The 13,208-nt window shown below is 70.7% G+C and carries 11 protein-coding genes; 9 read left to right on the top strand and 2 right to left on the bottom strand.

Annotated features, from left to right (window positions below):
• Nucleotides 1-17 precede the first annotated feature (17 nt).
• From vioD to ADL03_RS24345, 3 genes are read left to right on the top strand one after another with little or no spacing between them, the layout of a single operon-like run.
• Nucleotides 18-1,103, top strand: coding sequence for a capreomycidine synthase (gene vioD / locus ADL03_RS24355; RefSeq protein WP_053735855.1), 1,086 nt, complete (start codon nucleotides 18-20; stop codon nucleotides 1,101-1,103).
• Nucleotides 1,090-2,121, top strand: coding sequence for a guanitoxin biosynthesis L-enduracididine beta-hydroxylase GntD (gene gntD / locus ADL03_RS24350; protein ID WP_053735854.1), 1,032 nt, complete (start codon nucleotides 1,090-1,092; stop codon nucleotides 2,119-2,121). The genes vioD and gntD overlap by 14 nt, the downstream gene beginning before the upstream one ends.
• A gap of 10 nt (nucleotides 2,122-2,131) precedes the next feature.
• Complete coding sequence (locus tag ADL03_RS24345; RefSeq protein WP_053735853.1) at nucleotides 2,132-2,362, top strand: MbtH family protein; 231 nt, start codon at nucleotides 2,132-2,134, stop codon at nucleotides 2,360-2,362.
• A gap of 412 nt (nucleotides 2,363-2,774) precedes the next feature.
• Here ADL03_RS24345 and ADL03_RS24340 read toward each other — a convergent pair whose 3' ends face one another.
• On the bottom strand, nucleotides 2,775-4,058 hold the full coding sequence (locus ADL03_RS24340; RefSeq protein ID WP_157529163.1) for a YncE family protein: 1,284 nt from the start codon (nucleotides 4,056-4,058) through the stop codon (nucleotides 2,775-2,777).
• 218 nt (nucleotides 4,059-4,276) lie between these two features.
• Between ADL03_RS24340 and ADL03_RS24335 the strand changes: the two genes are divergently transcribed.
• A complete protein-coding gene (locus ADL03_RS24335; protein ID WP_053735852.1) occupies nucleotides 4,277-4,921 on the top strand; it encodes a TetR/AcrR family transcriptional regulator in 645 nt (214 codons plus the stop codon).
• A gap of 13 nt (nucleotides 4,922-4,934) precedes the next feature.
• Here ADL03_RS24335 and ADL03_RS24330 read toward each other — a convergent pair whose 3' ends face one another.
• Nucleotides 4,935-8,585: a DEAD/DEAH box helicase gene (locus ADL03_RS24330; protein WP_053735851.1), complete on the bottom strand. Its 3,651-nt coding sequence runs from the start codon at nucleotides 8,583-8,585 to the stop codon at nucleotides 4,935-4,937.
• A gap of 456 nt (nucleotides 8,586-9,041) precedes the next feature.
• Here ADL03_RS24330 and ADL03_RS24325 point away from each other — a divergent pair, with 456 nt between their 5' ends.
• The 5 genes from ADL03_RS24325 to ADL03_RS24305 all read left to right on the top strand — a co-directional run bounded on the left by ADL03_RS24325 (nucleotide 9,042) and on the right by ADL03_RS24305 (nucleotide 13,203).
• Nucleotides 9,042-9,635: a M15 family metallopeptidase gene (locus ADL03_RS24325; RefSeq protein WP_053735850.1), complete on the top strand. Its 594-nt coding sequence runs from the start codon at nucleotides 9,042-9,044 to the stop codon at nucleotides 9,633-9,635.
• 55 nt (nucleotides 9,636-9,690) lie between these two features.
• Nucleotides 9,691-9,876, top strand: coding sequence for a hypothetical protein (locus tag ADL03_RS24320; protein WP_053735849.1), 186 nt, complete (start codon nucleotides 9,691-9,693; stop codon nucleotides 9,874-9,876).
• A 103-nt stretch (nucleotides 9,877-9,979) separates the two neighbouring features.
• On the top strand, nucleotides 9,980-10,864 hold the full coding sequence (locus ADL03_RS47340) for a hypothetical protein (RefSeq protein ID WP_157529161.1): 885 nt from the start codon (nucleotides 9,980-9,982) through the stop codon (nucleotides 10,862-10,864).
• 165 nt (nucleotides 10,865-11,029) lie between these two features.
• On the top strand, nucleotides 11,030-12,298 hold the full coding sequence (locus tag ADL03_RS24310; protein ID WP_082373432.1) for a helix-turn-helix transcriptional regulator: 1,269 nt from the start codon (nucleotides 11,030-11,032) through the stop codon (nucleotides 12,296-12,298).
• Nucleotides 12,298-13,203, top strand: coding sequence for a phosphotransferase enzyme family protein (locus tag ADL03_RS24305; RefSeq protein ID WP_053735846.1), 906 nt, complete (start codon nucleotides 12,298-12,300; stop codon nucleotides 13,201-13,203). Before ADL03_RS24310 ends, ADL03_RS24305 begins: the two co-directional genes overlap by 1 nt.
• The last annotated feature ends 5 nt before the right edge of the window (nucleotides 13,204-13,208 follow it).

Below are 13,208 nucleotides of genomic sequence, written 5' to 3'. Positions count from 1 at the left end.
CGCCCCTAGAGGACTGGATGCGTCTCTACTACTTCGCGGTGGACGACGACATCGGCAGCAGCGGCGTCGAGGACTACTCGCTCGCCGACCTGCGGGCCCTGCTCGGCATCGACGCCGACGAGCTCGACGCCGTGGTGTTCCGCGACAGCACCTCCTACGGCAGCGAGGAGGTGCGCACCGCCATCGCCGCGCAGTGGGGGACCGGCGACCCGGACCGGGTCATGGTCACGCACGGCGGCAGCGAGGCGATCTACCTCGTGCTCAGCACCCTGCTCGACCCCGGCGACGCCGTCGTCGTCACCGAGCCGACCTACCACACGCACACGTCGATCGCCCGCACGATGGGCTGCGACCTGCGCGTGTGGCCATTGCGGCCGGAGAACGGCTTCCGTCCCGACCTCGACGACCTGCGCGCGGTCATCGGCGGCGCCAAGGCCGTCGTCGTGAACTTCCCGCACAACCCGACCGGTGCGTCGCTCACGCCCGCCCAGCGCGACGAGTTCGTCGCCATCTGCGCGGAGGCGGGCGCGTACCTGGTGTGGGACCAGGCGTTCCGCGAGATGGTGGTCGAGGGCGAGCCGCTGGTGGACCCCGTGCACGACTACGACCGGGCCGTCTCCATCGGCACCCTGTCGAAGGGCTACGGCCTGCCGGGCCTGCGGGTCGGCTGGGCCATCGGGCCGCAGGAGGTCCTGCGCGGCACCCTGGAACTGCGCGACCGCATGACGTTGCACCTCTCGCCGCTGGTCGAGCTGCTCGCCACCCGCGTCGCCCGCAACGCCGAGCGCCTGGTCGGCCCGCGCATGGAGCAGGCCCGCCACAACCTGGGCCTGCTGCGCAAGTGGGCCGCCGACCACCCCGACCTGATCGACCTGCCGGAACCGATGGGTGGCGCCAGCACGTTCCCGCGGCTGGTCGGCCACGCCGACACCACCGACTTCTGCCACGACCTGGCCCGCGAGCACCGCACGCTGCTCGTGCCGGGCACGTGCTTCGGGGACCCGACCCGGGTCCGGCTGGGCTACGGCGGTCCCACCGCCTCGTTCACCAGAGGACTCGACACGCTCGCGATCGCAGGGGAGAAGGCCCGTGTTCAGAGTTGAACTGTCCACATCGGACGCCGCGGAGGCGGACGCGCTCGTCGCCTCGCTGGCCGAGCGGTACCGCACGGTCGAGGACCCGGACTTCGTGCGCGAGGCCACCGTCATCGCCCACGAGCTGCCCCGCGCCCTGCGGGCCGGCCTGACCGAGTTCCGCCTCACCGAACCGCACCCGCTGTGCGTCGTCGGCGGCTACCGGGTCGACGACGACCGCATCGGCCCCACGCCCGCGCACTGGAAGGACTGCGGCGGTGAGGGCCGGCCCACGCTGGCCGAGGACCTGTTCTTCTACCTGTGCGCGTCACTGCTGGGCGACCCCATCGCGTGGTCCACCCAGCAGGACGGCCGGCTGCTGCACGACGTGTTCCCCATCAAGGAGCACCAGTACGAGCAGCTCGGCTCCGGCAGCGAGGAACTGCTCACGTGGCACATCGAGGACGCGTTCCACCCGATGCGCACCGACTACGTGGGCCTGATGTGCCTGCGCAACCCCGACGGCGTGAACACCACCTACGGCTCGCTGGACGGCGTCGACCTGCCCGCCGACGTGGTCGAGGTCCTGCGCCAGGAACGCTTCCCGATCCGGCCCGACCGCTCCCACCTCGCCGCGAACCGCCAGAACGACGACGGCGACGAGCAGCTGCGCCGCCTGCGCGACCGCAGCTACGAGTGGATCTCCGGCCTGGACGCGGACCCCCAGCCCATCGCGGTCCTGTTCGGCCCGCAGGAGGACCCGTACCTGCGCCTCGACCCGTACTTCATGGAGGTCCCGGCCTCCGACCCCGAGGCCGCCGCCGCGCTGGACGCGATCGTCAAGGCGATCGACGCCAACATCGCCGGCTACGCCCTGAAGCCCGGCGAGGTCCTGTTCCTGGACAACTACCGCGGCACGCACGGCCGTGAGCCGTTCACCGCCCGCTTCGACGGCACCGACCGCTGGCTCACCCGCCTCAACATCGCCCGCGACCTCCGCAAGTCGCGCGCCCACCGCCGCACCGCCAACGACCGCACCATCTACTGAAGGAATCCCGATGCGCACAAGCCCGTTCGACGACGAGGACGGCCGCTTCTTCGTGGTCGTCAACGACGAGGGCCAGCACGCCCTGTGGCCGGCGACGCTGGCCGAGGTCCCGGCCGGCTGGACCGTCGCCCACGGCGAGGACACCCGCCAGGCGTGCCTGGACTACGTCAACCAGCACTGGACCGACATGCGCCCGCGCAGCGTCCGCGACCAGCTCGACCGCCTGGCCGCCGGGCGGTGACGACCCGGTGCGACCGCACCGGAGCCCACGCCCGGCCCCCGTTCGGCGTTGTGCCGGTACGGGGGCCGGGCGTGGTGGCGTTTCCGGCGGCTGGGCTGGGCTTGCCGTCGTTGATCGTGTTGCGCAGGCCCGTGATCCGGCTGTCGTTCAGCCACCACCGCCGCGTCGTCGGCCAGGTCGAGCACGAGCACACGTGTGCCGACCGGCACGCCTCGCTGTGCCAGGGGCAGTGCGACTACCTGGACCGGGTGATCGACGGGCTGCTGCCGCCGGAGGACCGCGCCCTGCTCGACCGCGTCAAAGCAGAGGTCGTCGGCCCCGGTCTGTCCCTCGTTTCGGGGTGCGCATCCCGGCCCGCCAGCATGACCGGGGCGTACGGCAGCTGCGCGCACACCCCGGCCGGCCGCTCGGCTCAACCGGTGGGACCGGTCCACCCGGCGGTGATGCGGGCGATGCGAACGCGCTGCGGGTGGTCACCGACCGGCACCGAGACGACCTTGCGCCCGGTGGTGAAGTCGATCGCGGTGACCTGGTCGGCGCCGCTCTCGGAGATGATGCACGCGCGGCCGTCACCGCTGACCGTGGCCCAGTAGGGCTTGGCGGCCGTGACGAGCGGGCCCTGGTCGAGGGTGGCGCGGTCGACGACCGTGGCGTAGTCGTCCATGGTCCCGGCGACGCAGAGCTTGCTGCCGTCGGGGTTGATGGACAGGCCGTGGTGGCGGGAGTCGTTGACGAACGTCGTGCGGTCGTCGCTGGTGTTCGGGTTCTTCGGCAGGGTCTTCACCCTCGTGACCCGGTCGGTGGCGATGTCGTACTCCACGAAGCCGTTGAAGAACGACACCTGGAAGTACAGCTTCGAGTAGTCGGGGCTGAACACCGTGGGCCGCACGGCGTCGGACAGGTCGCTGCGGCCGAACGCGTCCAGCCGGCCGCGCATGTCGATGGTCTTCACCACCTGGTAGGTGCTGGTGTCGACGACGGTGATGTGCCGGTCGCCCTTGAGCCAGTCCTGGTCCGGTGCGTCGAAGTTGTTGTTGACCTCGCCGATCGACATGTTCCACAGGTAGCGGCCGCCGTCGGTGAAGACGTTCTCGTGCGGCTTGTCACCGGTCTTGAACGAGCCCAGCTGCCGGCCGGTGTTGATGTCCAGCACGTGCACCGTGTTCGACGTGGACGCCGACACCGCGACCTTGCCGCCGTCGGGGGAGACGGCCATGTGGTCGGAGCGGAAGCCGGACACCGGGAACCGCCACTTCAGCTTGCCCGTGGCCAGCTCGATCGACACGACGTCGGCGAAGCTGGGGCGGGAGACGACCATGGCCGTGCCGTCCGGCGTGGCGTACATGTCGTCCACCAGCTGGTCGTGCCCCTCGCCGGGGCCCTGCCGGATGCCGAGGAAGAACGCGAGCTTGATCGGGTTGAGGTAGATCTCGGTGAGCCGCTGGTTCTTGTCGGGGACGACGTTGAGGCGGCCGATCTTGGCGTAGTCGCCGGTGGAGCGGATGACGTCGGCGGTGCCGTCCCAGTTGTTGCCGACGAACATCACCTCGCGCAGCTCGGCCGCGGCACTGGCCGAGGCGCCCGGCGTGGTGACGCAGGCGGCGAGAACGGTCGCCGCCGCGGCGGCGCGGGTCAGGCGGCGCGTGAGAGCGCTCCCGGAAAGGGCTTTCCGTGCAGGGTCGGACGTAGCGTTCATCGCTGCATCTCCGAGTGAGGTGGGTTGCCACACGCATGGCGGGAACTCGGGACGGGTCCGTTTCCGGGACGAGTGCGCAGGGTCCCGGCGGCGGACACGCCCCGGTAAGATCTGAACTTGGCCAAGTTCAGATCTGGCTACTGGATAGTAGGGTCGGGGTGACGCCCGCCACAAGACCTGTCGAGGAAACGGCCGCAGATCGTCCGACGGAGGAACAGTTGGCAGGCAGGATCACCCCGGCGGAGGGCCGGTACGGCGGCAAGGACGCGGCCGAACGCCGTGACGAGCGCCGCGCGCGGTTCCGGGAGGCCGGCCTGGAGCTGTTCGGTGCCGGACCGGGCTACCGGGGCACGCGGCTGGGCGACCTGTGCAAGGCGGCCGGGCTGTCGAGCCGCCAGTTCTACGAGGAGTACCGCACCCTGGAGGACCTGCTGGCCGACCTGCACCTGCACGTCAACGACGTGGCGGCGCAGGCGGTCGCCGCGGTGCTGCCCGAACTGGCCGGTCTGTCCATGGCGGAGCTGCTGCCCGTGGCCGTGCACGCGTACGTGAAGGGCGCCTGCTCCGACCTGCGCCACGCCCGCATCGCCTACGTCGAGGTCGTCGGCGTGAGCCCGCGCATGGACCGCCAGCGCCTCGAACGCCGCGTGCTCTGGATCGAGCTGATCAACCGGCTCGCCGCGGAGGCCGCCGCCCGCGGTGAGATCCCGCCCGGCAACTACCGGATGACGGCCGCCGCCATCATCGGTGCCGTCAACGGGCTCATGCACGACTGGGTCGTCGGATGGGTCGACGCGACCCTGGACGAGGTCGCGGACGAGCTGGCCCAGATGGTGCTGGGCCGGTACAAGATCGCCGGGTGACCGCTGTGCGGGCTCAGGCGCGGCCGAGACCCCGCCGTACCGGCTTCGCCACCGGCTTGTCGGCGTCCTCGGCGTCCTCGGCGGACGTGGTGAGCTGCCCGTACGCGGCGAGCCAGCCGGTGGCCCGGTGGTCGCCGCGGCGGGTGAACACGGCGGCACCGCTGGCGGCGCCCGCGTCGGGATCGTCGTCGTCGAGCACCGGGTAGCCGAGCTCGGTGGTGGCCCTGGTGATCGTGACCGCGGTGTGCCTGCGGCCCGTCCACGCGACCGCCGCCGCGCCCGCGATGCCGGTGATGGTCACCCCGTCGCCGCGTGCGGTCAGCTGCGCGGCGGTCGTCCGTTCGCGCAGCAGGGCGGTGTAGGCGGCCTGGTCGAGCTGGCAGTGCGCCGGTGGCCGGCCCGGCGCCCAGTCCGGTGCGCGCACACCACGTCCGATCGCCGAGCGCCACATGCCGGGCACCAGTTCCTTCGCGTGCGCCCGTGTGGCCATCTGCTCGCACATCCACAGCAGCCGACCGGCACCGCGGCCGGGCGTGCAGGCACGCCACCGCACCCGCCGGTCCAGGTCGGCGGACACGATCGCGACCCACGGGTGCACGGTGCCCAGGTACCCCTGCGCCGCGAGCCACGAGAGATAGCGGGGAGCCTGCTCCAGCACCGGGTACAGCGAGCCCAGCGGAATGCCCGCGACCGCCCGCCGCCCGCGGCCGGTGAACAGCTGCGGTGAGCGGGCCACGAGCAGCAGCGCCGCCCACGCCAGATCACCGCGCTGGACGCTGGCGGACGACCCCAGCCCCTGGACGGCCGTCGTGTCGGTGAGCCGCGAGGTGCGGCCGCGAGCACGGATCGCGGTGGCCACCGCAGGCCGGTTGACCTCGGCCACCGGCGCGTCGGCCAGCTCCGGAACCGTCACGCCGAGCACGCAGGTCAGCGCTTCCTCCGCCGTGTCGGCGTCCTCCGGGGCCGGCAGCATGCCGAGCACCTGCCGCAACCGGGCACCGGTGTAGGTCGACACCATGAGCTGGGCGGTCAGCCGCCCCAGCTCGGTGACCGTGAGCACCGTGTCGCCGTCACGTTCATGCTGGCCGAGGTAGTCCTTCTCGACGAGGAACTGCAATGCGTCGCGCACCGGTTCGACGTCCTCGTCGCCCTGGGCGAAGGCGAGGGTCTGCCGCCACCACTCCTCGGCCTCGACGGCCGTCGTGATGCGGCCCTGCAACACCTCGGCGAGCACGTGGTCGGGCAGGCTGTCGTAGATCTGGGAGTAGACCGAGTAACCCGCCATCAGCCGGCGTTGCCACTCGGCACGTTCGGTCTCGTCGGTGAGCAGGTACGCCCAGCCCTCGGTCTCCCCGGCGCCGACCCGCCCGGCCCGGCCGAACATCTGCATCACCGTCGCGGTGTCCATCGGCTCGGTGCCGATCTTCGTGTCACGCACGACGACCGCGCGGGCGGGCAGGTTCACCCCGGCGGCCACGGTGGTCGTGGCCACCAGCACGTCCGCCTCCCTCGCGCGGAACGCCTGCTCGGACGCGTGCTTGCCGTCCCAGTCGGCGTAGTGCAGCCGCACCCCGACCTCGGCGCACACGGTCTCCAGCTTGTCGAAGTCCGTCGGCCCCACCAGGTGCACCGGCGCACCACGCTCGGCGGCGATCATCAGCGCCGTCGACCGCACCTTCGGCTTCGACCCGCAGAACACCAGGACACTGCCCTTCTCGGCGGTGTGCCGCTGCACGAGCTCCGCGACGGCCTGCTCCCGCATGCGCGACGCCTCGGCGTGCCGCGAGGTGGCCGGCAACATCGGCAGCTGCCACGTGAGCCGTGACGGCCGCCAGGTCGTGCTCACCAGCTCACCCTCCAGCCAGTCCGCGACCTCCGAGGCGTTCGACACCGTGGCCGACAACCCCACGATCCGCACCGGCGACTCCGCCCCTCGCACCCTCGCGAGCAACGCCTCCAGCAACGCCCCCCGCCCGGCGCTGCCGAGCAGGTGGATCTCGTCCACGACCATGCAGCCGACCTCGGCCAGCGCCGTCTGCAACGACGACGCCCGGCAGATCGCCTCGAACTTCTCCGTGGTCGCCACCCAGAGATCCGCGGCCCGCACCCGTTCCACGTCCACGGCGTACTCACCGGACAGCCGCTCGACCCGCAACCCCTGCCCACGCCACGTTTCCAGCTCGCGGTCCAGCTCGTCGGTCAACGTCCGCTGCGGCACCAGCCACGCCGCCTTGCGCCCGTCCTCCAGGATGCTGCGCAACACCGCGAGCATCCCGATCACCGTCTTGCCCGCACCGGTCGGCGCCGTGACCACCACGTGCCCGTCACCATCCACAATGGAAGGACACGCCTGCGCCTGCGCCGGGTTCAACGTCGAGTAGGGCAGGAACCGCAACCAATCCCGCGGCACCAGCTCCTCGGCGGGCACCGGCTGCGGCGCCACCGTGCGGTCAACCGGCTCGTGCAACTCCCACAACAACTCGAACGCATCCCGCGCCGCCCGCGCGTCCGCCCCGTCCAGCGGCGCCGCAGGTTCCGCGACCAGACCCGCCATCCCGGTCAGCGACGGCGTCACCCGCAGTTGTGCCAACGACCCGTCCTCGGCGTCGACCGAGGTGATCCACTCCTCCTCGACCCAGTGCGGCACCGCCCGGAACGGGACGCCCGCCGCGCCCAGCCGTTCGCGCAGCTCGTCGAACTCGTTCTCGTCTGGGAACACGACCCGCACGTCCGTGCCGCCGGGCAGTCGTGGCACGGTCAACTCGGGGTCGACCGTCTTGCACCAGAACAACAACCGGTGCTCGGGCTCGACGGGCGCGGGCGGGAGCGCGACCGGCACGTCGTCGCGTGCCGTGGTGGCATCGGCGTCGGCGAGGATGCGGCGGATCTTGGCCGCGGTGACGATGGTCGAGGTGCGGCGGGGCGGGGTCGCGGGATCGCGTTCCGGCTGCGTCTCGGGTTGCCGGGTGTCGCCTTCGGCCTGGGCCGGTTGTGCTTCGGCTCGGGGTGGCTGTGCCGCGACGTGGGGCGGTTGGTCGTCGAGCGCGGATGGCTGGGTGTCCGGCCAGAGCGGCTGGGCTTCAACCTGGGGTGGTTGCCCTTGGAGCCGGGGCGGCTGTGCATCGACTTCGGGCGACTGTGCCCTGGTCTGGGCCTGCTTTCCGTTGTGCTGCGGTCCAGCCTCCTCCTGCGGCCGCTCCACCCGGCTCGGCCGTGGTGCGACGGGCGTCGTGGCGGCCGCGGCCGGGTGGTCCACCGCCGGTTCCGGCCGGTGAGCCGGTGCCGACGGCCTGACCCGTTGCTCGGCGGCCAGCTTGGACAGGCGCTCGTCATCCGCGAGCCGCCGAGCGACCGCTTCCGGCCGCAACTCGCCCAGCACCGCCCGCTGCGCCAACTGCAGGTCACTGAGCTTGAACGACGCCGGACACAGCGGACACACCACAGCCGCCTGGAGCCGAGGCTTGCCGACGTTGCCCGCAACCCGGTAGAGCCCGTGCAACTCCCCGGCACACCGCGGACACCGCCGGTCGATCGGGTGAGGCGAGAGCTGCCAACCCGGCTCCGCATACCGCGGAATCGCGGGCGCCGGCTCGACGCCCCACAGACGGCGGGCAACACCGGCGACGGACGTGTCGAGGCCGGCTCGGTCATCGGCGTGAGTCATGCACCAGTACCTGTACGGGGTGGGGATCCGTGACGATACAGCCCACCACCGACAACCACGGCCGCAACGACACCCCCGCGCGCCTCACCAGGCCGCTGACCAGGCGATGAACACCGTCCGGCCGCCGCGAAGGGCCAGCGCGCCCGTTCGTCACACGGCTCCCGCCGTGTCAGCCGCACACCGGCTTCGCCGCGCTCGCCCTGTTCACCACGGCCGCCACCGCCCCTTGACCGCCACCCTGAGGCGCCCGCCCACCACCGCCACCGCTCTGCCGCCGCGTCCCCTCAACCGCCGCCCTGCCGCTGTCGCCGCCACAGTCGTGGACCGCCTGACCTGGGCCGTCGCGCGCGTGACGGTTCGTTGCACAACGAGCACATTCCGTTCGAGGCGCGATGACATGGCTCGTGAAGTGTCGACAGCGTTGAACTCCGGCACCGGTCACGAGGAGAACAGGCAGTGGCAACGCGGCAAAACCCAGGCGGCACCCGACTTCGGAGCGTCGCCGCGCTCGTCGCCGTGCTCGCAGCGACGGCGTGCACCGCACAACCGGATCCCGCGCCCCGCCCGGGCCTGCCACCCACCCTGGGCCCGTCCCAGAACACGCCGAACCGCGCGGCAGGAGATGGCAGCATCCCCGAGAACGGCAGCATCTCGCTCAACGACACCGGTCACGCCGCCATCGCCAACCTCGACCCCGCCCTGCTGACCGCGGTGCGGACGGCCGCCACTAACGCCGCGGCGCGCGGGGTGGAGCTGCGGGTGACGTCGGGCTGGCGCAGCACGCAGTACCAGCAGCGCCTGCTGGACGAGGCCATCGCGCGGTACCGCAGCGTGGAGGAGGCGCGCAAACTCGTGCACCCGCCGGAGAAGTCGAAGCACGTCACAGGCCAGGCGATCGACATCGGCCCGACCGCCGCCGCTGACTGGCTCATCCAGCACGGCGCCGACTACGGCCTGTGCCAGACCTACGCCAACGAGATGTGGCACTTCGAACTGCTGACCACACCCGGTGGCCAGTGCCCACAGCCACTCAGCGACGCGAACGGCTGAACGCAGCGCTCCACTGTGGACCCCAGCGCGTGCCGCTGACCGGTAGCCTCCGCACATGAGCAGAAAACTGCTGGTCGGCCTCGGGATCGTGCTGCTGCTCCTCGGTGGGGTGTGGACTGCCCAAGGACTGGGTTACCTGAAGGGCAGCTTCATGACCGGGCAGCAGCTGTGGACGACGATCGGGCTGCTGTGCGTCGCCGCCGGGATCATGCTGCTGATCCCCTGGCCGAAGAAGAGGTGACACCGAGCCCGCGCGTGATGCTGAGCAGAACCGCACTCCTGGACCAGGCTCCAGCTACTGGTTGGACAACTCAGCCGCCATCTCGCGCGCGGACCAAGCCAGCGTGCTGCGCCTGCTTCACCACGGTCTGCCACCGCGACACCGGCACCTGGTGGACGTGGCCGAGGGCCATGACATCGAGCACCGCGGACGGCTGGACGGCGTTCTCCACCATCTGGCACAGCAGCTATCCGAGATCTGCCGCGATGCCCAGCTCCTCGAACGAGACGAAGCTGCACTTCTGCAACAGCCGGAACGAGGACGCCGCAACCATCCAGCCGGCCAGCGCGTCACCGTGGACGAGGTGCTCGATCCTGAGCGGCTCGGGCGCGAACACGCCGGGCTTGTACAAGGTGCCGCGGACTCCCATGACGCTGTACTCGTGAACCCGAACCGCGACAGCGCCACGACGAAGCGCAGGGCAGCGCCGCAACGAGATCTCGATGCACGGAACGCAGGTGGGAGGTTCCACCGACGCCATGTGTTCAGGCCAGTCCGGGTCCTCCGTCTCCCGGTGATCCCGCATCAACCACAGAACACCGTCCGACGTCCGGTCAGCCGGCTTGGCACACACCTGGCACAGCAGTTCCTTCATCGCCTGCCGCTGTCGTGCCGGGTGGACCCGCGCGAAGTCCGGTTTGCCCGCACCGTGGCGCTCAGCGACCTTCACCCAGAGGACACCGTGCTCATCGCGGTCACCGGGCAGCTCGTTCACGTAACCGACGCCGCGGCGGTCCGGGCGCACGATCAGGCCGCACTGCAAGTTCTGCTCAGCAGACCACGAGGTCACGTGTGGCGCGACGATGAGGTTGTGCTGGCTGGTTGTCGTCATCAATTCCTGTGCTTTCTCTTCCGTAAAGTCGTGTCCCAGCTGGCTGGCGTCCGGCAGTTCGAGGTGGGTGAACGGGCCGGCTGCGCCCGCGTGCGCACCGACTGCGGGCACCGTTAGCCGGTTCGACGGTGTTGCCGCCGCACCGGCAGCGGCTGCCCTGCTGAACCCAGCGGCGTCTCTTTCAGCAAAGTGGGACCCGAGCCATTCGACCAGAGCATCACGTGGGCAGACCCGTCGCAGACTGTGTGCATCTTGTACGCATATGCAGGTTGACCTGCGAGAATGCGCCTCCGCTACCGTAGGGTGGAGACGACGGGGAGGACGTCGATGAGCCCGAAACGCGACGCGTTCATCAAAGCGTGCGAGGACGCCGGCTACACGATCGACTCCTTGGCCGAGGCCCTGGAGGTCGACCGTTCGACCGTCGCACGGTGGCGTTCAGGCCAGCGGCCGCAGGCACGACAGCGCAAGAGATTGGCCGCCGCGCTCGACCTGTCGCTCCAGGAACTCGACACCCTGCTCGCTCAAGCCACACCAGAGGAGCAGACCGCTGTCGTCTCGACTGGCCGGCTGTCCACTCAGGACGCCCTCTTCGCACGCGTCGACCAGGCGCGCGGCCTTGTCGACAGCACCCTTTCGAAAGGACTCGGGTCGATGGGACGCCTGGAGCTGATCGAGGAGCGGGTCGTTGACTGGATCGACAGCTACACCCACACCCCGCCCGCCAAGATGCTCGACGACCTGATGCCCGACCTCCTCGAAGTGCGCCGGCTGGCCGAAGACCGGCAACCCGCGAAGGTGCAGCAGCGGCTGTCCACGGCGACCGCCGTCCTCAGCCTGCTGAGCGCGGACGCCCTGATGAAACTCGGCCAGGTCACCCGTGCACGCTCCTGGTACGGCACCGCTCGCCTGGCAGCCGATGACACCACCGACGGCCTCCTGCGAGCGCAGGTTCGGGCGCACGAAGCGATGCTCCCGTACTACTACGGGCGGCTGGAGCGCACCGTCTCCCTGGCCCAGGAGGCGCAGGTGCTCGCCGCGGGTGCGGTCAGCAGCGCCACCGCTCTCGCCGCAGCGGCGGAAGGACGCGCACTCGCGCGGTTCGGGGACTCTGACGGCGCGGAACGCGCGATGGCCACGGCACAGCGTCTGGTCGACCGGCTCGACGCGCCGTCGACCGACGCCGCGTTCGAGTTCAACGACAAGCGCTTGTTGCTCTACCTGTCCGGCACCCTGACCTATCTCGGCGAGTTCGACCGCGCCCGGCAGGTGCAGCGGGAAGCCCTGGACCGCTACCGCGCCGGTCCGGCTCCGGTCATCGACCCGGCGCTGATCAAGCTGGACCAGGCCGTCGGCGAGGCCGTCGAGGGGGACATCGACGACGCGTGCGCTCTGGCGGTGAACGCGCTTCTCGAACTGCCTGAAGAGCACAGGACACGCATCGTGCTCACGCGCGCCACGGACGTCGTCAAGGCAATCCCGACGCAGCGGTGGCAACGTCCCGCGGTCAGCGAACTGCGTGAGCTCGTGGCACCGGCGAGTAGCAACTGATGGCGTCGACCCGCGAGCTGCCGCACCTCACCGAGTCCACGTTCGAACCCGGTCGCACCGCGCTCATCGCGGCCGAGGCAGCTCGGCGAGCAGGCTTCGATCCCACGGGGATGGTCCTGCTCAGGCACCAGACGAACGGTGTGTACCGGCTCGCCACGGCACCGGTGATCATCAAGGTCGTGCGTCCGGGCATCAGGCACACCGAGGACGTCGTCAAGCTGGTGCGCTGGCTGGTTGAGGAACGCGTACCCACGGTTCCGCTGCTCGACATCGAACAGCCGATGCGTCTCGGCGGCTGCGCGGTGACCCTGTGGCGTCACCTTCCCCAGGACCGCGAGATGTCGGCCGGCGAGATCGCAGCGCCACTCGCCTCGCTGCACGGGGTGAAAACGGCGCCGATCAACCTGCCGCACCTGGACGCGCTGGGCGCGATCCAGCGCTCCATCGATGCCAGCGCGATCATCTCTGACGCTGAACGAGGTCAGCTGAGAGGACGTCTCAGCGCGGTGGCATCTCGGCTGCGACGGGTCGAGCCGAGCGAGCCCCGGCTCATCCACGGCGATCCCCAGCACCGCAACACGTTGTGGGACGACACGGTTCACTCCGCGGTCCTCTGCGACTGGGAGAGCGCGGTGTCCGGCCCCGTGGAGTGGGACCTCGTCACGATCGAGGTCCACTGCCGCAGGTTCGGGTTCCCTCCGGAGCAGTACGACGACTTCTGCGAGCGCTACGGCCGGGACATCCGGGAGTGGGACGGCTACGAGGTCTTCCGGGATCTCCGCGAGCTGAGGATGATCACCACGAACGCGCGGAAGTCCGCGCCGGGAAGCCCGCAGGCCGCGGAGGTCAGACGACGGATCGCGCAGCTGCGTGGCGACTACGACCAGCCGTGGAACATCCTCTGACAAGG

The sequence above is a fragment of the Nocardia sp. NRRL S-836 genome, from assembly GCF_001279525.1.
Classification (GTDB): domain Bacteria; phylum Actinomycetota; class Actinomycetes; order Mycobacteriales; family Pseudonocardiaceae; genus Lentzea.
This window is presented reverse-complemented; position numbering and strand designations above follow the sequence as displayed.

Coding starts and splice junctions, on each gene's coding strand:
- ADL03_RS24330 (WP_053735851.1), bottom strand. CDS start 8,585: ATGACTCACGCCGATGACCGAGCCGGCCTCGACACGTCCGTCGCCGGT.
- ADL03_RS24305 (WP_053735846.1), top strand. CDS start 12,298: ATGGCGTCGACCCGCGAGCTGCCGCACCTCACCGAGTCCACGTTCGAA.
- ADL03_RS24345 (WP_053735853.1), top strand. CDS start 2,132: ATGCGCACAAGCCCGTTCGACGACGAGGACGGCCGCTTCTTCGTGGTC.
- ADL03_RS24340 (WP_157529163.1), bottom strand. CDS start 4,058: ATGAACGCTACGTCCGACCCTGCACGGAAAGCCCTTTCCGGGAGCGCT.
- ADL03_RS24320 (WP_053735849.1), top strand. CDS start 9,691: ATGAGCAGAAAACTGCTGGTCGGCCTCGGGATCGTGCTGCTGCTCCTC.
- ADL03_RS24310 (WP_082373432.1), top strand. CDS start 11,030: ATGCGCCTCCGCTACCGTAGGGTGGAGACGACGGGGAGGACGTCGATG.
- vioD (WP_053735855.1), top strand. CDS start 18: ATGCGTCTCTACTACTTCGCGGTGGACGACGACATCGGCAGCAGCGGC.